The sequence below is a fragment of the Bifidobacterium stellenboschense genome (genome assembly GCF_000741785.1).
GTDB classification, from domain to species: domain Bacteria; phylum Actinomycetota; class Actinomycetes; order Actinomycetales; family Bifidobacteriaceae; genus Bifidobacterium; species Bifidobacterium stellenboschense.
Genome location: NZ_JGZP01000014.1, coordinates 60706 through 81452, shown reverse-complemented (window position 1 = coordinate 81452; position 20747 = coordinate 60706). Strand labels below are relative to the sequence as shown.

Annotated in this window: 20 protein-coding genes and 1 tRNA gene; 17 read left to right on the top strand and 4 right to left on the bottom strand. The window is 61.0% G+C overall.

The window, feature by feature from the left end:
- Positions 1-25: 25 nt before the first annotated feature.
- Positions 26-2113 (bottom strand): glycoside hydrolase family 25 protein, encoded by a 2088-nt coding sequence (locus BSTEL_RS06950; RefSeq protein WP_420796395.1) that lies wholly within the window; start codon positions 2111-2113, stop codon positions 26-28.
- Between the two features lie 700 nt (positions 2114-2813).
- On the opposite strand from BSTEL_RS06950, the gene BSTEL_RS06945 reads away from it, so the two are divergent.
- The gene (locus tag BSTEL_RS06945; RefSeq protein WP_034529105.1) at positions 2814-4004 is read left to right on the top strand and encodes an ATP-binding protein; all 1191 of its coding nucleotides are present in this window, start codon (positions 2814-2816) and stop codon (positions 4002-4004) included.
- A gap of 70 nt (positions 4005-4074) precedes the next feature.
- Here the strand turns inward: BSTEL_RS06945 and BSTEL_RS06940 are convergent, their stop codons facing one another.
- The 3 genes from BSTEL_RS06940 to BSTEL_RS06930 form a co-directional block, all read right to left on the bottom strand.
- On the bottom strand, positions 4075-5004 hold the full coding sequence (locus BSTEL_RS06940; RefSeq protein WP_034528741.1) for an AEC family transporter: 930 nt from the start codon (positions 5002-5004) through the stop codon (positions 4075-4077).
- A 100-nt stretch (positions 5005-5104) separates the two neighbouring features.
- Positions 5105-6004, bottom strand: coding sequence for a DUF559 domain-containing protein (locus BSTEL_RS06935; protein WP_084686160.1), 900 nt, complete (start codon positions 6002-6004; stop codon positions 5105-5107).
- Positions 6005-7640: 1636 nt separating this feature from the next.
- The gene (locus BSTEL_RS06930) at positions 7641-8627 is read right to left on the bottom strand and encodes a glycosyltransferase family 2 protein (RefSeq protein WP_051922958.1); all 987 of its coding nucleotides are present in this window, start codon (positions 8625-8627) and stop codon (positions 7641-7643) included.
- A 479-nt stretch (positions 8628-9106) separates the two neighbouring features.
- Here BSTEL_RS06930 and BSTEL_RS06925 point away from each other — a divergent pair.
- From BSTEL_RS06925 to BSTEL_RS06850, 16 genes are all read left to right on the top strand, one after another.
- A tRNA-Ser gene (locus BSTEL_RS06925) sits at positions 9107-9194 on the top strand.
- Positions 9195-9408: 214 nt separating this feature from the next.
- The gene (locus BSTEL_RS06920; protein WP_034528736.1) at positions 9409-10902 is read left to right on the top strand and encodes a tyrosine-type recombinase/integrase; all 1494 of its coding nucleotides are present in this window, start codon (positions 9409-9411) and stop codon (positions 10900-10902) included.
- Positions 10902-11690: a hypothetical protein gene (locus BSTEL_RS06915; protein ID WP_034528734.1), complete on the top strand. Its 789-nt coding sequence runs from the start codon at positions 10902-10904 to the stop codon at positions 11688-11690. The genes BSTEL_RS06920 and BSTEL_RS06915 overlap by 1 nt, the downstream gene beginning before the upstream one ends.
- 253 nt (positions 11691-11943) lie before the next feature.
- On the top strand, positions 11944-12129 hold the full coding sequence (locus BSTEL_RS06910; protein WP_034528732.1) for a helix-turn-helix domain-containing protein: 186 nt from the start codon (positions 11944-11946) through the stop codon (positions 12127-12129).
- 3 nt (positions 12130-12132) lie between these two features.
- On the top strand, positions 12133-12717 hold the full coding sequence (locus tag BSTEL_RS06905; protein ID WP_034528731.1) for a hypothetical protein: 585 nt from the start codon (positions 12133-12135) through the stop codon (positions 12715-12717).
- Entirely contained in the window at positions 12714-14288 is a 1575-nt protein-coding gene (locus BSTEL_RS06900; protein ID WP_051922932.1) for a DUF3631 domain-containing protein, read from the top strand. Before BSTEL_RS06905 ends, BSTEL_RS06900 begins: the two co-directional genes overlap by 4 nt.
- Positions 14285-14533 (top strand): hypothetical protein, encoded by a 249-nt coding sequence (locus tag BSTEL_RS06895; RefSeq protein ID WP_034528728.1) that lies wholly within the window; start codon positions 14285-14287, stop codon positions 14531-14533. The genes BSTEL_RS06900 and BSTEL_RS06895 overlap by 4 nt, the downstream gene beginning before the upstream one ends.
- Positions 14534-14625: 92 nt before the next feature.
- A complete protein-coding gene (locus tag BSTEL_RS12880) occupies positions 14626-14976 on the top strand; it encodes an HNH endonuclease (protein WP_034528725.1) in 351 nt (116 codons plus the stop codon).
- Positions 14977-15094: 118 nt separating this feature from the next.
- Positions 15095-15523, top strand: a complete 429-nt coding sequence (locus BSTEL_RS06885; protein WP_034528722.1) for a hypothetical protein — start codon at positions 15095-15097, stop codon at positions 15521-15523.
- 166 nt (positions 15524-15689) lie between these two features.
- Entirely contained in the window at positions 15690-15884 is a 195-nt protein-coding gene (locus BSTEL_RS06880; protein ID WP_034528718.1) for a helix-turn-helix domain-containing protein, read from the top strand.
- A 126-nt stretch (positions 15885-16010) separates the two neighbouring features.
- A complete protein-coding gene (locus BSTEL_RS06875) occupies positions 16011-16202 on the top strand; it encodes a hypothetical protein (RefSeq protein WP_034528715.1) in 192 nt (63 codons plus the stop codon).
- Between the two features lie 85 nt (positions 16203-16287).
- Positions 16288-16578 carry a hypothetical protein gene (locus tag BSTEL_RS06870; protein ID WP_034528712.1) on the top strand — a complete coding sequence of 97 codons (291 nt, stop codon included), beginning with the start codon at positions 16288-16290 and terminating at the stop codon, positions 16576-16578.
- A 700-nt stretch (positions 16579-17278) separates the two neighbouring features.
- Complete coding sequence (locus tag BSTEL_RS06865; RefSeq protein WP_084686158.1) at positions 17279-18775, top strand: site-specific integrase; 1497 nt, start codon at positions 17279-17281, stop codon at positions 18773-18775.
- 46 nt (positions 18776-18821) lie between these two features.
- The gene (locus BSTEL_RS06860) at positions 18822-19064 is read left to right on the top strand and encodes a helix-turn-helix domain-containing protein (RefSeq protein WP_034528707.1); all 243 of its coding nucleotides are present in this window, start codon (positions 18822-18824) and stop codon (positions 19062-19064) included.
- A gap of 101 nt (positions 19065-19165) precedes the next feature.
- A complete protein-coding gene (locus tag BSTEL_RS11450; protein ID WP_051922931.1) occupies positions 19166-19867 on the top strand; it encodes an antirestriction protein ArdA in 702 nt (233 codons plus the stop codon).
- Between the two features lie 90 nt (positions 19868-19957).
- Entirely contained in the window at positions 19958-20602 is a 645-nt protein-coding gene (locus tag BSTEL_RS06850; protein ID WP_034528705.1) for a hypothetical protein, read from the top strand.
- Positions 20603-20747 lie beyond the last annotated feature (145 nt).

The following is a 20747-nucleotide window of genomic DNA, read 5'->3' as shown; positions in this document are numbered from 1 at the left end:
TGGATGCCTTCGCCGGGAACTCTATCTACACACCGAACGCATACGTCTTGGTATCCGCAAGTCTTCCGTCGGAAGTATATACCTCATAATGGGTCCAATATATACCCTTCTTAGGCTTCCAAATCGCCCACTGTCCTTTGAAACCTTGCACCCATTTACTACGTTTCACATCGTAGATTTTCATTTCGTAATGGGCGGACGCATTATTCGAGCTTTCTCCCAGCAGCACATGGCCGTTCTGCCACCCCGCATATGTTGCCGCCACACGTGTGGTACCTGGTGCATACCTGAAAGCGATCGTCTGCGATCCGATAATCTTGTGAGTTCGAGAGTCACGGGCTTCCAGATGAAGCCAATAGTCTCCCAACGAGTCGACCCAACTCGCCCAATTCGCACCCGTCCAATCGGCAATTGTTTTCCAACGTTTAGTGGATAAATTGTACGCTTGCCATTTGTAATCGATATTCGATGAGGAATAATCGGCCGACGCTCCGACAGCAATATCCTCAGAGCGATAAACCCAAGTCATTTGAACTGCAGGAGTGAATTGATAGTTGCCGAACGCGTTCAGGTCCACGCGGCCGCTGATGCCGTTGATGGTGCCGCCGCTGGTGTACTGCCAACCGCGATCGTTCGTGGGGAACGCGGTGTACTGCATCGTCGAACCGTACTGGGCGACCCAACGGGTCTTCGCGTGGATGCTCGCACTGTTGAGCTCGTTGTTCAGGAAGCTGGTGTACGAGTAGACGCTCAGATTGCTGTAGCCGGCGGCCTGCAGCTTCGCATACCAGGCGTTCACCATGCCGTCGTACACGTTCGGATTCGTCGGGTTCTTATGCCCCGTATACGTCCACGTCTCCAAGTCGTAGAACACCGGATAGCTCAAGTCGCCCGGATTCACGCCCGCCTGACGCAGCAGGTTCACCACGTCCGCGCCCTCGGACGCGCCGTCCGCAGCGCTCTCCGCATACGAGAACACGTACACGCCGAACGGGATCCCCAGACGCTTGCACTCGGAGATGTTGCGGCGCGCCTGCGCGTCGAACCCATTACCCCAACCGAAGCTCAGACGAATGATCGCGCCCTCGACGCCCGCGTTCTTCGCGGCCTGCCAGTCGATCGTCCCCTGCCACGTCGACACGTCGATCACGCCCTTCGCCTGCTGGGCGAACAGGTTATTATGCGCGTCGAAGAACGCCTGCGTCCCGTTGTACGACCCCCAGTGCGCGCCATACTCGTTGTTCTGGAGCGCGGCCAACTTCACCGAGGAACGAGAGCCGGCGGCGCCATCGGCGGCACCGCTCCGGCGCTGTGCGGACGGGTCGACGGACTGCTGCGAGGCGGAATCATCCTGCTGCATCGTCGCGTCGCCATCGGCGTTGCCGGACGCGCCGGCATCCGCATTGCCGTTGCCATCCGCATTGCCGGCACCATCCGCATCATTCGCGCCATTCGCATCGTCAGTGGCATCGGCGTCGGCGTTCACGTCACCGCCGTTCGCGGCGACCTTCTCCTTCACGTCCGCGGCGCTCACCGGGATGAACGACTCGCCATCCGTCTTCGCCAACGGATCCGGCTGCTTACTCTCCGTACCCACGATCTTCGGATCGGTGACGGTTTCACCCGTCTCGATGTCCTTCAACTCGCCCTCGGGCGTCGCCGCATACTGCTCCGACACGACCGTCGCATCATCGGAAATCTCCGACGACACCTTATCCGGCAGGGCGGCGTTCGGATTCTCCGGCATCGCGTCGGCGTCATCGGAGGCATCGGCGACCGTCTGCGTCTTAAAGGCGGAGACGGTCGCGCCGGCGACGGACGCATCGGTCGTCGACTGCGCGCCGTTTATGGTGGACGCAGTCGCGCCGGATGCCACGCCGGTAGCGGTGGTCGCGGCATCCGCGTTCACGTCGGCGAGCGCGCTGGCCGGCGCGACGCACACCGCACCCAGCATCGCCGCAGCAGCGACGGACGCGACCGTCACACGCACCGCACGCGCCATACGTGACATACGCGGCTCCGCCGGACCATGTTCCGCGGGGCTATGCTCCCGCACCTGCTCCAGCGCGTCCACCGCATGTGCCAGCGCACCGAACCGTTTCTTTCCCACCATGTGCAGACTCCTTGACGCACCCTTTGCCGTGCCGATCATCGCGTCGACCGGCGTGTGGCGGCGTTGCCGTCCGCCGCACACCACACGTCGACGCCCGCTCGCCGAACCATCACAGACCAATCGGGATCCTGCGGGACTCGTACGCAAACCGGCGCAATCGCAACGTTTTCAACCGTGGTTCAGTCTAACCGGCGAGGCGGATAAGGTGGGAGGGAGACGAGACGGTAAAGGTGCTCTGAGTGGAGCCCGGCGGCTCTCGGCGCCCTCTGGGCCTCCGTACACTCCAAGCGGCGAACGGAAGCAAATACCAGGCAAATAAAATTTTGGCGGAATTCCAACGATTCTTGGGCCTGACGCTCCGAAAAGGCAATTACGGAGCAAATAACGGGCATATACCGGCCACCTTTCGCGGAGGGTATACGCGCTACTCGCTCTACGCCCTACGCGCGCTCACGCACTCATGTGCTCGCGCACTACGTCCCCCGGCAGAGCGGCGCGAAGGGGGCCATCACGACCAGGGCGAAGACGGCGGTGACGGCGGGGTGACGGTCAGGACGGCGGGATGGCGATGTGCAGGGAGGAAAGTTCTACTATCTGAAGCGGTAGAACTTCACAAAAACCTATATAATTATCAGAAAACTGATAGGTTTTGGCGAAGGCCACAGTGGACGACATCCATAAGGGGAAGGACGACCGCATCATGATCGAACGACCGGCATACATGGACTGGCTGGAACGTTGGCGAGACAAAGATGTCATCAAAGTCATCACCGGGCTGCGCCGCTGCGGCAAATCCACCGTGCTCAGACTCTTCCGAGAACGGCTCCTCGCCAAAGGAGTGGCCCCGAATCGCATCATCGCCATCAACTTCGAAAGCCTGGAGGAGGACTATCCCACCGAGGCAAAACCCCTCTACGATTACATCGTCTCCCGTCTGGCACCGGGCGTCGTGAACTACGTGTTCCTGGATGAAATCCAACACGTACACGAATTCGAGCGCACCGCCGACGGCCTCTACGTGCGCGACGACGTGGACCTCTACCTCACCGGGTCGAACGCGGACCTGCTCTCCAGCGAACTGGCCACACGACTCACCGGCAGATACGTGGAACTCCGCATGCTCCCCCTGTCGTTCAAGGAATACCGCAGCACCCGTCCCCAATCGGAATCCCCCGAACAGTCCTTCAACCGGTATCTGCTGTACGGCGGACTGCCATACGCGGCCACGCTCGAACACGACCAAGATATCGCCGACTATCTGGGCGGCGTGTTCAACACCATCCTGGTCAAGGACATCGCGCAACGTCATCCTCGCATCGACACCATCGCATTCGACGAAGTCGCCTCATTCCTCGCGGACAACGTCGGCAACATCACCTCCATAAAAGGCATCGCAGACGCCATGAAACAAACCCATCGCGGCATCTCCCCCACAACGGTAGGCGAATACATCGTGGCACTACGCGAGAACTACCTGCTGTTCCGAGCCGACAGATACGACATCAAAGGCAAGAGCTATCTGAAAACCCTTGAGAAATACTATCTGGGAGACCCCGGGTTCCGGTTCTGGTTCCTCGGCAAGACCGGCGGCGACCTCGGCCACCGCATCGAGAACGTCATCTATCTCGAACTGCTCCGACGCTACCGAACCGTCCACATCGGCAAAGTAGGCACCACCGAAGTGGACTTCTACACGCCGGACCCGCAAGGCGACCGTTATTACCAGGTCTCGTTGAGCGTGATGGACGAATCCACGCTCTCCCGAGAACTCAGACCATTGCAGTCCATCAACGACAATCATCCCAAGACCCTACTCACCATGGACCGCATCGGGAACGGGAATCACGCCGGCATCAAGCAGATCAACATCATCGACTGGCTGCTGGAGTAGGCGACGCAATCAGGCACGGAACGTGAAGGCACAAATGTGGAACGTGAGTGACCGCGCTCACGTTCCGCACTCACGCGCCTGGGAGGGCGGCATGAAGGGCGGTCATCACGATTAGGGAGATGACGGCGGTGACGGTCAGGGAGAAACCGGCGAGCTTCGCATTGCCGGTCAGGGAGTCCGTGAACTTCGTCGAGAAAATCGTGATCGGGGCGAACGCGCCAAGCACGATGATCTCGCGGATACGCATGTCGAACGGAAGCAGGAACCAGGCGGCGAGCGCAATCAGCACGCCGAACAGCGCGCGCCAGGAAATCACCTTGGCGAGCTCAATCTTGTCCTTGCGATTGTCCGGAATCTCCATCATCAGGCCGATCATCGCCATCGCGCAGAACGCGTTCGCATTGGCGAACGGCGTGATCAGCGTGACGATCGGCCGCGGGATGGTGATGTGCAGGAACATGAACACGAGCATCAGCATGTAGATGTCGAAACTGATCGAACCGAGGAAATCACGCGCGATGTTGCGCAGACGCAGGATCATCGGCAGGCTCTTGAAATTGTCGTCCATGTGCAGCAGCGTGCGCGTGATCGTGAGCGAACCGGCCGTCGCGACCGTCGCGTTACCGATGTCCAGCATGATGACCGGCAGACCCGCCGACGCGCCCATGAACGTCTGCACCACAGGCAGGCAGAACGCGCCCAGATTCAGGCCGGACGCGTTGAGCATCTGGAACGCACGGTAGTTGCGCTCGTCGCCGCGCGAACCCGCGTAGACGACGAACAGCGGGACGGCGCACGCGAAGAAGCCGAACAGCACGATCCACAGCATGCGCATGTCATGCTTGTTCGTGGCGAACGAAAGGATGATCGCGCACGGCAGGGTCAGGTTGAACACGAGGCCCTGCGCCACCTTGTAGTCGCGGTCGCCGAACACGTGCAGATGCTTGAGCGCGTACGGGCCGATGATGGCGAGCAGCAGCGCGCCGGATTGGAACAACATGGATTTGGCCTACCTGAGGTTTGGTTTTGGCTTGGTTTGGGATACGCAAGACACGATAGGCGCATGCGGAGCCGGCGGCGGCGGGACGGTCACATGGCGTTCATCGTTGGCGCTGACGCTGGCTCAGCACCAGCGCGGTCAGCCGGATCAGGAACTCACGCCACTGTTCGGCATCCTTCAACGTGTCATTGTGCGCGGTCAGCACCTCCCAACCGACCGCGGTGAGCGCGGATTGGCGGGACACGTCGTCGCTCCACTGATCGGCGTGGTGCCGGCCCGCGTATTCGATGCCGATACGCAGATCGGGCAGCGCCATGTCCAGGTACACGGATGCACCGGTCTCATTGACCGCTACTTTATGATTGACCTGCAATGTACGAAGCTCGGGCAACGGTTCGGCCTCCAATCTGAGGCGTAACCGGGTCTCCATCGAGGAGTCGGTGTTCTCACGCATGCGTCGCATGGCGTTCCGGCATTTCGCGCGGCCTTTGAACCGGGGCGGCAGGATCTCGAGCAGCGCGTTGAAATCATCCGGGGTGAAATGCGGGTCGGACTGGTTGCGGCGCATCATCGAGTCGGCGAGCACCGTCAGCTCATCCTCGTCGAGAATCCGCGCCATCTGAGCCCAGACCAGCAGCGGATGCGTGGCATGCACGCCCTCGATGATCTGGGTGGGTGAATACTCGCGCCGATGCTCTTGGGGGATGGAACGCCACGCGGGCTTGGTCAGCAGATGGCATTGCGCGCCGTTCCAAATGCGCCGCTTCGCGGGGTCGTCCACGACAATGTGCAGCTTCTCCAGGTCAAGGGCCCTGCGTGGCAGTAGCGGCAGCTCGACGCCATGCAGCCGGAGGGCCGAAATCAGACCACACTCGAATGTGACGCCATGGTTATTCGCCAGATCCATGGCTTTGCGCAGCTCATCGAGCCGGTTCAGGGCCAATTGCCTCATCGCAATGCCCAGGGAGGTCGATGGTGTCGATAATGTCGCAGCGTTCATGGCCTTAGCGTAGGCGATTGGGGATGCGGGCGTGAAATCGGGCCGGCCCTTGGTGGATGAGCGTGCATAAGACGGTGGATAACCGGAGTCGATTGTCGGAAGGAATATACTTGCCCGAAGGAATATACGAGAGAGAACGTCGCGTGAGGACTCGCCTCACAAAGTAGTCCATCCCACGATTCCGGTCACACCAGCGTGTAGAAAGACAGCACAACCCCATCTCCGCTCTTTTCCCTCCCCGGCATACCCGCCACGCCGGCCAATCACGTGCGAGTATGTCCTGGAAGCAGCGGGCGATAGCGCCCGTTTCCGAACCTGTATAGTTTGAGCACATTCCTGTACGGTTCGGACGGATACCTGTATAGTCCAGACAAGAACCTGTAGAGCAACGGAGCGAACCTGTAGCCCATCAGCTCGAACCTGTAGGGTGTGCCTCTGAAGGGAGCCTTTCCGCCGATTATCGGCAGGACCACGACCCTTGGAATTCCGCGGAAGTCGCACGACGTGAACGACCCCGGACAACGCGCCTTCAGCACCACACCATGCAGGTCGGCTCTTTTCGCCTACACGTTACCCGCCCGACCATGCACATTGCCCTTCCGACCATGCACATTACGCGCTCGACCATGCACAAAGCACCGCAAACCATACACGTTCCAAGCCCCCTCTAGGTTCCTGGGTTCCTGGGTTCCCAAATTCCCGAGTTCGCAGGTTCCCGAATTCCCAGGTTCGCACGTTCCCGCGTTTCGACGTTCCTGAATTCCTCACACGCTCATGCCCTGTGGATGGTAACCGACCTGCAGCATGTGCGATGCACGCGCAAAGCGTGGAGAACGCGACCACGGCTGGAACGAAGAGGCAACGTGCCTACGCCCGTTCCATTGCGTCGTCATTGATGGTATTCGTCCGCCTATGGAGTCGTGGGCAACGGGGGTATGACGTAAGAACGAGGGTATGCAACGGGGGGTAAAACGGGGGTGTAGAACAGGCAGCGGCAAGGATGCACGAAGCCTTAAAGTCACAACGTCCCGGCAGACAAACGGTGGAACCTTTTCTCGGTTTTACCCCCGTGCAATACCCCCCCCATTAAGGCGAGTACCCCCTATTCCATAGCTACCGGCGAACCACCAATTCGTCAAATTCCCTGCTTGCCCAGAGCTTGGCAAACGCAGAAAACCGCGCGATTCGAGGACTCCGCAACACGGCCATCCATTTCCGCAAGGCGTATCTCCGCAAGGTGTTACACCCCCGTCCGCCCAGTCTCAGCGGATGGTTGACGCATGTCTCGGGGCATGGTTGAACCGCGTCCCGGGTGCATGGTTACACCCCCGTCAGATACCCCCTTAATACCCCCTAACACCCGCCTCACGCATGCTCTGACCCCACGCACTCCAACCCAACGCACTGTTCACATCACACAGCGCAACCAGCCACGAAATCCGGAAAATTCAACAAACGGTCGCATAATTCAAGAGGACAAACTATAAGAAGGGGGTTATGGGGGAGTACCCCCCATAACCCCCTTCTAACGGCTGACCGCCATCAAGCGCCATCACCAATCGCGCAGCCGCCCCGACATCAGACCCGACATTGGCCGCATCCACCGCGCATCAATCAGCGCTGAATCGGCCTCGAATCAGTCGTCGAGCACATCGGGAAGCGGGCACGGCATCGGACGCCAGGCATTGTCGTGCAGGAGCTTGCGGGAATCCCACCAGCCCTTCGCGATCTGGACGACGCCGGTCCGCAGATGCTCGCGATCCACCATGACGAGGCGGATGAGCTCCTTCGCAGCGGTGGCGATCGTGCCGAGGCCGAAGAGGAACGGACGGTAGTCGCCGTACACCATGAAGTAGCGGGCCATGTAGCCGCGGTTGCGCATGATGTGGTAACGGTTCATGTCGGACGTGGAGTTGAGCTGGCGCAGGCCGGCGATGTCCCAGTTGCCGATCTCGCGCGTGCGGCGCAGCACGACGTCGGGGATGACGATCGGCACGGTGACCTTGCTTGCACGGTAGCCGTAAATCGTGTCGTCCCAGTAGATGAAGAAGCGCGGGTCGGGCAGGCCGATTTCCTTGACGACGCGGCGGTTGAACAGGCCACCTTCGAAGCACAGCGTGTTCATCGTGCGGAATCCGGCGCGACCGAACGCGGCCGGCGCGATCGGGTTCGGGATGCCGAGACCGATGCGGAAATCGTACTGCCAGTAGAACGGGCCGCCATCGTAGTCGAAGCGGCTGCCTTGGATGACCTCGTGGCGGCGGGTCCACGGGGCGAGCTTGGCGATGCCGTCGGGCAGGACGGCGACGTCGTCGTCCATCACCCAGAACCATTCCGCGCCGAGCTGGTACGCCTTCTTCACGCCGGCGGAGAAGCCACCCGCGCCGCCCAGATTCTCGGTCTGCGGCGCGTAGACGACACGCGACTGGTTGCCGGAACGGTCGGCGACGGTCTTGCCCCACTGCGCGGCGACCTTGGCGGCGAAGTCCTCGACCATGGACTTGGTCTCGTCGGAGTGCTCGTTGTCGACGACGACGACGCGCCACGGCGCCTGCTCGAGCGCGAGAATCGACTCGAACAGGGTGGCGAGCAGGTTCTGGCGCTTGTAGGTGGTGATGACCATGGCGAGCTTGTCGATGGTCTTGGGGTCCTTCTTCGCGGTTTTCGCGGTCTTCGCGGCGTTTGCGGTCGTCTTCACTTCGGTCATGCGCTTTATTCTCTCACTACCCGGCGAACGGCGGCGCAGACGCGATTGACGGCCAGCCGACGGCCCGCCACATTCCGTTAACCTTCACACTCTATGATGGTTAATGGGAAGGCTTCTGACGCTCCGATCGAAGGTGCGGGAACACACAGGAAACAAACATCAACGGCGATGACAGGCGATGCACCGGTACGCCGATTGCACATTCCGCCCTATCGAATCATCACCCCTACGACCACGCGCAACAGCCGCGCGGCACCGACAAACCCTTGCAACACCCTCATGCTGCTCTCGCGACACGCCGACGATGCACAAGATTGGACACATCAGAGAATCCCATGCTATTCTCTCTCAATTGTGTGCTGAGCTTGCTTGTTCAGGAGTTCAGGGAAACACATGGAGGATTCGCCTAGTGGTCTATGGCGCACGCTTGGAAAGCGTGTTGGTGTAACAGCCTCACGAGTTCGAATCTCGTATCCTCCGCCATCGCCCTTTTCCCACCCAAAGGAAAAGGGCTTTTTCATTGCCAAAACGGCGGTATTTCAACGTTTTTGCCGGGTTCCGCCATTTCGGGCGCTCGCCGTTATGACCCGTTTTAATCCGTTTTCCGGGGTAAGATGGTCGGTAAATTGAGCGGTAGGGTTTCAGGCTTACCGCTCTACCGCTCTCAAGGGCTTACCGACGATCAGGGAGGCGCGTCATGGCGAAGCCGGTGAAGAATCGCCGCCGCAAGTTCGGCAAGGTAGAGACGAAGACCAACAGGCACGGGCAAACCTACTATGACGCTTCATACATCCCACCGGTGGAAGCCCGCGAACGCTACCCGCATCTTCCGGCGCGTATTCACCGGAACTTCGATGAAGGCTATGAGCTTCAGGCCGACGCATGGCTGAGCGAGGCGAAACGCCTTATCGACCTTGGCGCGTGGGAGCCGCCCGAAGTGTTGGAGGCTAGGAACGCGGGCGGTACGGTGCTGTTCAGAGATTACGCGCAAGCGTACGTGGAGAACCGGCGCAAGGGCGACAACAGGCCGATACGGCAGACCACGAAGGACAAGTACGCGCAATACCTACGCGACTACCTGAACCCGGTTCTAGGCGATCTGCCCATGAACAGTATCAAGCCCGCGAATATCCGCGAATGGTACGACAGCATGAACGTCACGAAGGACGGACGCGGCGAGAGCATCCGCCGCCACGTGTTCGAGCTGCTGGACGCGATCATGGCCGAAGCGGCCACCGCCCCCTTGGATGAATTGGGCACGACGCTTATCAAGGTGAACCCGGTTCAGTTCAAGGTGCCGCGCCCCGCCACTAAGCACGTGTACGTGATTGCCACGCGCGAACAGGTTCAGGCGCTCGCCGACGCCATGCCCTCGAACCTCCGTCTTGGCGTCCTGTTGGCGGGAACGCTGGGATTGAGGCAAGGCGAGGTGTTGGGCTTGCAGCGCCGAGACCTCGAACTGGACAAGACGCCCGCGCTGCTGCATGTGCGCCGAAGTGCCAAGGAGATCAGCGAGAACGGACATAAGGTAGCGGTGTTGGGCGAGACGAAGACGCCGAGCAGCAAGAGAGACATCGAACTACCCGCCCCGTTGGTCGCCGAGATCAGGCGGCACATGGATACCTACGTGGATAAGCGGCCCACGGCCCTGTTGTTCACGGGCGTGCGCACTCGCGGCATAGTCCGGGGCCAATCCATGCGCAACGCCTTCAGCAAGGCCATAGACGCGGTGAATATCCCGGCGTTGAAGGGCATGGACTTCCACGACCTGAGGCACACCGGTTTGACGCATTACGCGGAAGAGGGCGCGACCGTGGGCCAACTCATGCGATTGGGCGGGCATACGAACATCAAGACCGTGGCGACCTATCAGCAGTCAAGCAAGGACGCCGACCGGCGACTGTTGGAGAAGGTGGAAGCCTCTATGGGCGGCACGTCGGCGAGCGCCGACACCGCCAAGACCGACAACCCCACACCCTCTCATAATCCGTCCAACGTGTCCGAAGCGTCCAATCCGTCCAGTGACGAGAAGGCGCGGGCGCTCGCCGACGCCTTGGCCGGGCTGGACTTGGAACCGAGGTTGACGGTGCTCAGGGGCTTGGACGATGAGCAGCGGGGCCAAGTGCTCGCCTTGCTGCCTTCCACGGTTCAGGTTGACACCATACAGGGACTAATCAAGGCGGTGGCATAGTGACGGACGACAGCAAGAACAGGCGGAAGGCGGCGCGACTGCTCGACCGCGTGCAGTCCTTGGAGCTGCTGACCGGTTTCGAGGCGTTGGCGCTCACCGTGTGGCTCGACATGCTCAGGGGCGGGCGTAAAGAGTTCAACGACATGAAGCCCGAATACGACAAGGCCAAGAACCTGAACAAGACACTTGACGTGGTGTATGACTGCCTGAAGCGGTTTGATACTACGCTGAAGTGGCGCACTCAAGGGCAACCGCCCTTATGGCGCGAGATCGGGGCCGTGTTCGATGACATCAGCATGTCGGCATTACAGCCGACCGGCGAGGATGAGGAACCAGAGACGCACACGTTGAGGGAATCGGCCACGCTGTCGTTCGTGGACATCTACCACGACTTCATGCTTGCGTGGTGGAAGGGCGAATGGAGGCCGACCGGAGACGGTTCCACGTACCTGATTAGCGGCGAGATCATCGACACCCGCGAGCGCTCGCGGTTCATCTACTTCAGAGACCGGATTATCGAGGGCGTGGAAGAGACCGACAGCAAGGCGGTTATGTCCATGCTCGCACGGTGCGCGTATGCGACCGGGTACACGTTCAAACGATACGATCAGGCCAAGCGGCACGGCGAGACGCCGACACCTGACATGGTGAAGGGCTGGAGAACGGTAGCGGCCACGCACGCCAACCACGCCGAGGAATACAAGGTGCAGAACATGAAGGGGCATACGATACCCGTCATGCTCAAGGCCCAACAGGACGGCGTTACGTTCCGTTCCGGTACTAGATAATCCGTTTCGTGGTGTTATATTGGTAGTCAACAGTCCGGGCCGCACGGCCCGAACCCCGAAGCGGAAAGCCGAGGGCGGCGGAAGCCGGTAGAAGATTTACAGCCGAGGGGCTGGGCCGAAAAGGCCGAAACCGATAAGTGCCGAAGGGCCTGACATCACATGGTGGCGTCGAAACTCGTTGAACGATGCAACAGGCACCGTGAGGGACTGGAAACGGTTACTTCACCTTGCCCCGGAAGTAAGGAAACTTCCAATGAGTACCAGTACTCAATACCAGCAGTTGACGGCCAAGCCCGCCGAAGTCGCGGCCATGCTCGGCTACAAGGACACGAAGACCGTGTACGGGCTTATCCGCACCGGCAAGATCAGAGCGCGCAAGGTCGGCAACACGTTCCTTGTGAACCTCTCTAGCGTGCGCAAGTTCGCGGGGGAGGAATAAGCCATGCAAGCAAAAAAGAACCCCAACACCGGGAATGTCGGGGCCAAGGATTCAATCACCATTCTAGGCGAGAGTTTCGACCCCAATACGCCCGGCTACGTGCTTCAGGCCACCACCGACTATCTGCTGGAGACCGCCTATGGCCTTTACAAGCTGACCGTCACCCACGACGCCATCGACACGGCCCGCTGCCTGACCATGTGCGCCTATGCCTCTTGGATTGCGCCGACCTCGATAGCGTTCACCGCCAAGAACGACGATTTGCCCGCCCTGAGGATGCTGCAAGCCGCCACGCTGCTGTGCGCCGACGCCCGGACGACGCTCACCACCGGGCCGTTCCCGAAGCGCGGCCACAAGATCATCCGCACCGGCAAGACCGACACGATGATTGACAGCGTGCTTGCGCTCGGCTTGCTGCCGACCCGCAACCGGCAAGACCTCCATTACATGCGGCAGCGCATGGCCGCGAGCGCCCGACGCTTGGACTACAGGGGCGGGAACGTCCTAGAGTTCATCGCCTCTCAGGCGGGCGCGTCTTGGGATAAGACCGTGGCGGCGCTCGCCGACGAGTGGAAGGCGGCGGCATGATCGAGAAAGCGACCGTGAACATGGAGCCGGAGGCCGACCAGTTCGACCCCACCCCTAATAATCCGTCCAATGTGTCCTATCCGTCCGAACCGTCCAGTGAGGGCGGGTATGGTTTCGACCCCAGCGAGCTTGCTAACCGCATGTTCCACTTGCTGAAAAGGTATGTGGGGGCGACCGACGACGATCTGAGGATGCTCACCTTGTGGATTATGCACACGTGGGTTTACCGCGATCTGTACACGACGCCCCGCCTGTTGGTGACAAGCATCATGCCGGGCGCGGGCAAGACCACAATGCTGGAATGGATTGCCCACCTTGGGGCGAAGTCCGAGACGCTGAGCGCGATCAGTTCGGCGTCGCTGCTCGCCAACTTGGCCGATCAGGGTTATGTGCTGCTCGTTGACGAGGCGGACAGGAGCCTACGCAAGGACAACCCCCTTACCGCCGACTTCATCGCCGTGGTGAACACCGGCTATAAGAAGGGCGGCAGCCGCACGATTCAGGAACCGGACAAGAAGCACGGTTGGAAGGTGGTGCGCAAGAGCACGCACGCGCCCGCCGTGTTCGCGGGCAACAACCCCGACCTTCCAGCCGACACAAGGCAACGGTGTATCCCGGTGTTCCTCTACCCGACCGATGAGGTGGAGGAATCCGACTGGGAGATGATCGAGGAGGACGACGCGGAATATCTCGACCTGAAACGCGACCTACCCGAATGGGCGGCGAGCGCGAAGGCGTCCATCAAGCCGCGCCCGGTGCTGCCTGAATCGGTCAAGGGCCGGTACAAGGAAGTGTGGTTGCCGTTGGCCCGCATCGCTCAAACCCAGTCCGGCGAATGGCTGGACACCGTGCGCCGTCTGTCTGCCGAGTTCGTAGAACAGGCCAAGACGGACGCCGAAATGGGGCTTGCCAACGATTCACCGCACATCGTCCTGTTGAAGGACATCGCGGAATTGTGGGCTACCCAGTGGGCCACGCTGCCGTTCGTCGGCTCTCAGCAGATGTGCGACGCGCTCGCCTACAGCGACCCGAAGCAATGGGGCGACGAACAGGCGGGCGACTTCGGACGCCTGACCTCGAAACGCTTGGCTTCGATGCTGAAGAAGGCCGGTGTGGAGGCGAGCCGCAACCGCGACCACACCAAACGCGGCTATCGGTTCACGGCGTTCTCCCAAGCGTGGAAGACGCTGAAGATATGGGAGACGCTGAAGCTGGAACCGCCGAAGCTGGACACATTGGACGCTTTGGACACGTTGGACACTTCTAGAGAGGGTATGGGAGAAGGTTCGCAACCCGATTTGCTGGACGCTTTGGACGGAAAGGACACATTGGACACTTCATATGAGGGTATGGCGTCCAACATGTCCCCCGCTTCGGAAGCGCCCGCGCCTTCCACGGAAGTGACGCCCGACTCGGAGCGGTGGGCCGCGAGCCTGACCACCACCGGCGACGTGAAGGACTGGGCCAAGCTGACCACCGGGCAACTGCTCGCCGTCCGCAAGGTCAAGAACACCGGCTTGTGGCTCAACAAGACCGCCACGGAACTGGAGAAGCGAGGCGTGAACCTATGAGCACCGACACCATGCTTCACCAATACCAGCACGCGGGCGACGTTCACGGCCTGTACAAGGACAGCGAGCGCCACCGAGACCAACTCAAGACGGAAGCCATGTGCCGCATCGCCGACAACCTCGAACAGTTGAACATGCGGCTAGCCGCAATGGGCCGATTGGACGAAGCCCGCGCGGCCACCCAGCAAGCCCAACTAGCGGCGATCATCACCCAACTGGGCAAGCTCACCGGCGACGAACAGTAACCCGCCCCATTCAAGACGGCGAGCGCTCGCAGACGAGGAACCACCCCGGCGCTCGCGACCCGCCACTGACTAGATCTAGTAGACAAGGACTAATGATTATGGCTAGCAGCAATCCGAGAAGGCGCAACGGTTGGCGGCGCTCGCAACTGCGTAAGCGAGTGTTGGCCGCATACGACGTGTGCGCGATCTGCGGCAAGCCTGTAGACAAGACGCTGAAGACGCCTCACCCTATGAGCGCCGAGGTTGACGAGCTTGTGCCGGTGTCGCGCGGCGGCGACCCGCTCGCCTTCAGCAACTGCCGTCTTGTGCATAGGCGCTGCAACAGGCTCAAGAGCAACAAGACGGACGCCTACGCGCGCGCCCAACTCGAACACAAGCCGCAACCGCCGTTGACCTCGCTGCCGTTCACCACGCTTGATCTGAGCACTAGCGGCGAATGGTAGACGACCGCCAAGGGGTAGGGGGGGTTGCCCCTCCCCTACCCCGGCGCGGCCCCCTCGGGCATAGGGCCGTTTTCTCCCCGCCCGAATTTTCCACAAGGTTGATACGAAGGGATTTGTTGTGAAATGCGTTGAATGTGGCCGCGAGTTCGTGGCGAAGGGTGGCGGTAGGCCGCGCAAGTACTGTTCTAACGCCTGTAGGTTCAAGGCGTACCGCGAGCGCAAGGCGGAAGCCGAGGCGGACGGCGTGGAGCCGGATAACGCCACGCGGCATGATACGAAAACCGATTTGAGCGAGGGCGAGTTTATGGACATGCTCGACCCGCTGCCATCGTATGAGGATGCTCTAAGGCTTGTGTTGCGTCGGTTGCGGCGCATCTTGGACGACGAGACCACTCAGGCTAGGGACATCGCGCCTATCAGTCGCATCTTCATTCAGACCGCGAAGGACTTGGAGGACTTGCGGGAACGTGAGAGCGGTGGTGATCTGCTCGCCGAGACCGGGGCGGACGTGGAGGCGGATACGTCTATGGGCTTGGATGACGTGTGAGCCGGTGCGGCTGCTCGCGGTTTGGGTAAAAATCGCGGGGGGATATGGGCGCTATGCCCTGTGGAGCGCCTGACCGGGGCGGGAGGGACACTCACCCCACCACTTGCGGATATATAGCTAACTATCTATAATAGATATGTAACTAGATAAAAGGGAGGTGAAGCCCATGACCCTGAAGGAACTCAGACAAGCAGCCGGATTAACGCAAGAGCAGCTAGCCGAAGCAAGCGGCGTCCCCCAGCCGGTTATCAGCGCCTATGAGCGCGGCGCGAAGGATTGGCGAAACATGCCGCTGGAACGCGCTATAGCGCTCGCCGACGCCCTCAAGTGCGACGATCTGAGGAACCTAGCCAACAAGTAGAAGAATGGCCCCACGGTGCTGGAACACCATAGGGCCGGACGCTTCACAGATAACACAATCCCTAACAGAGCATTAGCCGGAAGCAATACCGATTCTATCGTGGTTGCCGTCCGGCTGGAAGGAACCATGATGAAACACACTGTTCAAGCGCTCGCGTTCGACAACCCGACCGACCCCGGACGCCCCTTGAAGCTGACCGCGAGCGCCGGAAGGCTGGAAGTCCGCATGGGCTGCATGGGCATCACCGACGTGGTGGCCGACCTCGACCCCGCTCAGGCGCGGCGTCTCGCCGCTTGGCTTGTGGAGGTGACGGCATGACCCCGCGCGAGATCATCGAGAAGGCCGGAACCATCGCCCCCCCCCCCCGCTGCAATTGGCCCACGCGCCCGGCTGGGTTGTCCGCGTGGATGAACCGCACGGCGACGTGCTGCTGTTCGAGACCGCTTGCGAGCCGTTCAATCTCGCGTTCACCGCGTCCGTAAGCTGTATGACGGAAGGCGACCCGCGACCGCTCTTGTCGCTGACCATGCAGCCGGGCGACACGGCCTATTGGCTGTTCGAGGACGCCGAGGAACCGGAAGCGCTCGCCGACAAGACGGACGCGCTGCAACAATGGCTTGACGATCTTGGAGCCGTTACCGCCTATCTCACCGCCCTGTATGAGGGTATCCCGGTGGAGAAGGTGCGCGGCTAGGGCGGCGTGAATCCCTTCGGCTGAGGGGTTGGCCCGGTGGCTTGCTTGCGAGCGCCGGGCCTTCTTCTTGCCATGTCGCGGTGTACGCTGCTGCTAGTGTTGGAGGCATTGAGGGCGGTGGTGGAGGCCGCGCGGTTCCAACCCGTGAACAGGCGCTAGAGCGGTAATTTAAGCGGTAAGGCACTTAGGCGGTAAGCCTGTTATCGGCGTTATTACGCCGTTTCTGGGCTATATGGTTGTGAATCTCGTATTCTCCGCCAACAGGGTTTTCAGAGAAATCTGGAAGCCCTTTTTTGTTGCCGGAATGCCGAGAAAACGGCGGAATTGCAACGTTTTCGGACTGTTGGGCGGGCGGCGTCGCCGTTCCGCCAACGGCCATGCGGGACCGTTTTCCCCTCGCCATACGTGAGCGCATACGTGAGCGTTTTTCACGTCGCCCGGGCGCACTCACGCCATCACAATTCCATCACATTCGTATGGCATCGCCATGCTTCACGTCGTTTCTCCGATAAGCCACATCCCCAGAAGGGATATGACCGTTCGCCATCGTCCCGTCGAATACCCCGCATGGAGAACCGGCTCCGTGGGAGCCGGCGGTCGAGGTTTTGGGGAGATGGACCGCGGACCTTACGTCATTCACTGACGAGCCACGGTCCCCCACAGACGATCCACGATACGTTCCACACGAAGGCGGCGGACAATGGCGAGAGCAAGAAGACGGTTCGGCACAGTCTCACTGAAGACGAGCCGCAGATCCGGCCGGAAGTACATCGAAGCGAAATACAAGCCTCCCGTGGAGGCATACTACAAGTGGCCGGGCATGCTGCCCGAGTACTACACGAAGCGCTTCGCCGAGGGCTTCGAGACCGAGGCCGAGAAATGGCTCAACGACGCCGAACGGGCCATCCAGCAGGGCATCTGGAAGCCGCCCGAGGTCGCCCGCAACGAAGGGCTCGCGCGGCGCGTCACGTTCGCCCAGTACGCCACGGACTACGTGGAGCACCGGGTCAAACGAGACGGCGAACCCATCGAGGAGACCACGCGAGAGAAGTACCGCCAGTATCTGCGGGATCATCTGCTGCCCGTGTTGGGCTCGCTGCCGATGGCCTCCATCACGCCCGACGACATCGAACGATGGGCGGCCAGCATGAGGATCGGCAAGGCAGGCGAGGGCGCGGTCATCAAACGCCGCGTGTTCGAGCTTCTGTCGGGCATATTCGCCGAGGCGTGCGAGAAGCCGCTCGACGCGAGCGGACAGACGCTGCTCGAACGCAACCCGATACGGATCCGAGTGCCCAGACCGGACAGCGACCGCGAATACGTCGACATCGACATGGACGAGCTTAAAGCCATCCACGACGCGATGCCGCCGCGCCTCGCGCTGACCATCTACCTGTGCGGACAGCTCGCGCTGCGCCCCGGCGAGGCGTTGGCCCTGCAACGACGGGACATCGCACTCGATGCGGACGGTCAAGGCGGCACGGTGCACGTCACCAAGAACGCGAAAGAGGTCAGCCGCGACGGCAGCAAGATCGTCATCGCCGGCAAACCCAAGACCCGCGGCAGCATACGAGACGAACGCATCCCGGCGTGGCTCGTGCCGGTCATCCAAGCGCATCTCGACAGGTTCGTGGACGACAGGCCCGCGGCCCTGCTGTTCACGGGGCAGCGCAGCCACACCTACGTCAAATCACAGACGCTGCGCAACGCCTACTACAGGGCACGCAGAGCCGTACCGCGCGTGGACGCCCTGGCCCCGCCGTTGTACAACCTGCGCCACCGGGCGCTGACGCGCACGGCCTCGTACACGAACAGCATCCGCGCGGTGATGGCGCAGGGTGGCCACACGCAGGTGAGGACGGCGATGCACTATCAACACCTCACCAGTGACGAAACCGGCAAGATTCTGGCGGGAATGAACGCCGAAGCCGAATCGGCCGGACTCGCCCCGCACAGCGAGACCGAACCGGCGCACGAGCCAGCGCCCAAAGACCGCGCCGGCGGCGCGACGAACACTGACGACGCATTCTCCCAGCTGGCGACCCTCGTCACCGGCATGGAACCCGCGGCACGACTCGCCGTCATCAGAGGGCTCAAGCCGGAGCAGCGGCCCAAGCTCCTGAACCGCCTGCCCCCACCGGTCCAGACGGAGATCACGATCGCACTGCTGGACGCGGCGAACGGTTCGACCGGCTGAGCCGGCATGAACAGACACATAGAACACCATATGGAGAGGAACACCCATGACCCGAGGAACACTGGAAGCATACAGGCAAGACGACAGCACGACGACCGGCAGAAGACGGACCCTGTATCCGGGACTGGAACCACTGTCCGTGACCGTGGCCGAGGCCACACGGCTGCTCGGATTCAGGAACTGCAAGAGCGTGTATCGGCTCATCCGAGAGGGCAGGATCAAGGCCCGCAAGTCGGGGCACATCTTCCTGATCTCCTACCGCTCCCTGAAAGAGTACGTCGAAGGTTGACACGGCGACGATAAGCGGACATCGGCGGTCGCGCGGGCGAAACGGCCTGCCGGCCGCCGATGGCCTTTCCGAGGCACCTCCATCTCACGAAAGGAACCATCATGCAATCAAACCCGACGTCCATCGTTCCGTCCCACATCGCCCCTTATGAGATTCGTGTCTATGTCGCTAATCTCGCCGCGTACAACGCAGGCTTCATGCGTGGCGATTGGATTACGTTGCCAGTGTCGCAGGACGAGCTCGACGGTTTTCTGGACGAGCGTGTGTTCCAATGGCACGGTGCCGACGACGAATACGCGATTCACGACTTCGAAAAAGACGGCCTTCTGAAACGTCTTGATTGGACGGTTTACGAATACCAAGACCTCGACGAGCTTAACGCTCTGGCCACGTTGGCGAAGGAGCATTTGGCAACCGACGAGGACTGGGACCGGCTTGAACTGGCAATCGACTATTGTCTTCCGGGCGCGTCGGACGCGCTGATGCTGTGCAACGCGATTCTTCAACTGGATGACATGGCGTATTCGCCCTACGATCTACCGAATAACGTCACCATCGAGAACACGCCAGACCGTGAAGAACGCTACGGATACGACAAAATCAACCGCGATCCCGACGTGCGTCACGCGATACTCGACGGTAGTCTCGACATATATTTCGATTTTGCAAAATACGGTCGCGATGATGTTGCGTCGGGCTACGTGGAGCTTGGCGACTACGGCTGGCTGGACACCTCGCAACCGGTGCCGGACGCGGACAAGTACGACCGCTACGAGGTGCTCGACGCTGCCGGACTGGGCTGAACACCCGCGGTTATGGCTTTTCCCAAAACGCCGGCAAGCCGGCGCGAATGTTGATGTGACCAATAAAAGTCATTTCGACAAGGAGAAGCCATGACCGTCATAACCATCGAGAAAAGCGACATCACCGAGACCGCGAAGGGAGCGCCGACGCAAGAGAAACTGGACGAGGAGATGCAGATGCTCGGCGAGCGGCTGACCGCTGAAGGGCGGGCTGAAGCCCTTGCCAAGTACCTGCGCCCCGCATTCACGGACTGGTTGGCGGCGCTGCGCGAGCAGCGCGCGGGCATCGTCACCAAGCACGACACGATCCGCCTTGCGACTGCGATCCGCATGCAACTCGCAGTGCGCGACGCACTAATCGCCACGGTCATCGACGACACACTGAACGTGGACGACATGCTCGCCTACGCGACCGACCCGAGGTCGGAACGCGCCCGCGAGGGCATGACCGCGCTGCTCACACGTGCGTTCAAAGACCCGGATGCGCGCATCGACAACGCCCGACTTGAATGCGCACTGAAGACGTTGGACACGATGGCCGGATGGCCGAGAATGTACGCCGTTCAGCCGCATGCAGCCATCGCGTACCTTGCTTGGCTCGCAGGTCGCGACACGGCCGAACCGGTTCGTCATGCGATGACAGCGCTGCTCATCGATCAGGACTGCACGCTCGCAGCTATCGTGATGAGCGTGGTCAGTCGCGGGATTACCCCGGCATGCGTAAATGAAAGCTGAGCACACTAGAACTCCGCCCCGATGGGGCGGAGTTCCTTTTTCTGATGCTTGTTCAAAGAGTCTGATGTTGCCGGAATACGTTCGTGTAGCGGCAGAGAAGCCGCCCACTCGCGAAAGGCCGTCGGAAATGGGCATGAAGCTTGCC

What these genes read in the sequence shown, in the direction of transcription:
- BSTEL_RS06900 (WP_051922932.1), top strand. Translation starts at nt 12,714, where the DNA reads ATGATCGAGAAAGCGACCGTGAACATGGAGCCGGAGGCCGACCAGTTC.
- BSTEL_RS06945 (WP_034529105.1), top strand. Translation starts at nt 2,814, where the DNA reads ATGATCGAACGACCGGCATACATGGACTGGCTGGAACGTTGGCGAGAC.
- BSTEL_RS06950 (WP_420796395.1), bottom strand. Translation starts at nt 2,113, where the DNA reads ATGGTGGGAAAGAAACGGTTCGGTGCGCTGGCACATGCGGTGGACGCG.
- BSTEL_RS06865 (WP_084686158.1), top strand. Translation starts at nt 17,279, where the DNA reads ATGGCGAGAGCAAGAAGACGGTTCGGCACAGTCTCACTGAAGACGAGC.
- BSTEL_RS06850 (WP_034528705.1), top strand. Translation starts at nt 19,958, where the DNA reads ATGACCGTCATAACCATCGAGAAAAGCGACATCACCGAGACCGCGAAG.
- BSTEL_RS06910 (WP_034528732.1), top strand. Translation starts at nt 11,944, where the DNA reads ATGAGTACCAGTACTCAATACCAGCAGTTGACGGCCAAGCCCGCCGAA.
- BSTEL_RS06905 (WP_034528731.1), top strand. Translation starts at nt 12,133, where the DNA reads ATGCAAGCAAAAAAGAACCCCAACACCGGGAATGTCGGGGCCAAGGAT.
- BSTEL_RS06930 (WP_051922958.1), bottom strand. Translation starts at nt 8,627, where the DNA reads ATGGTCATCACCACCTACAAGCGCCAGAACCTGCTCGCCACCCTGTTC.
- BSTEL_RS12880 (WP_034528725.1), top strand. Translation starts at nt 14,626, where the DNA reads ATGATTATGGCTAGCAGCAATCCGAGAAGGCGCAACGGTTGGCGGCGC.
- BSTEL_RS06880 (WP_034528718.1), top strand. Translation starts at nt 15,690, where the DNA reads ATGACCCTGAAGGAACTCAGACAAGCAGCCGGATTAACGCAAGAGCAG.
- BSTEL_RS06920 (WP_034528736.1), top strand. Translation starts at nt 9,409, where the DNA reads ATGGCGAAGCCGGTGAAGAATCGCCGCCGCAAGTTCGGCAAGGTAGAG.
- BSTEL_RS06875 (WP_034528715.1), top strand. Translation starts at nt 16,011, where the DNA reads ATGATGAAACACACTGTTCAAGCGCTCGCGTTCGACAACCCGACCGAC.
- BSTEL_RS06940 (WP_034528741.1), bottom strand. Translation starts at nt 5,004, where the DNA reads ATGTTGTTCCAATCCGGCGCGCTGCTGCTCGCCATCATCGGCCCGTAC.
- BSTEL_RS06860 (WP_034528707.1), top strand. Translation starts at nt 18,822, where the DNA reads ATGACCCGAGGAACACTGGAAGCATACAGGCAAGACGACAGCACGACG.
- BSTEL_RS06935 (WP_084686160.1), bottom strand. Translation starts at nt 6,004, where the DNA reads ATGAACGCTGCGACATTATCGACACCATCGACCTCCCTGGGCATTGCG.
- BSTEL_RS11450 (WP_051922931.1), top strand. Translation starts at nt 19,166, where the DNA reads ATGCAATCAAACCCGACGTCCATCGTTCCGTCCCACATCGCCCCTTAT.
- BSTEL_RS06895 (WP_034528728.1), top strand. Translation starts at nt 14,285, where the DNA reads ATGAGCACCGACACCATGCTTCACCAATACCAGCACGCGGGCGACGTT.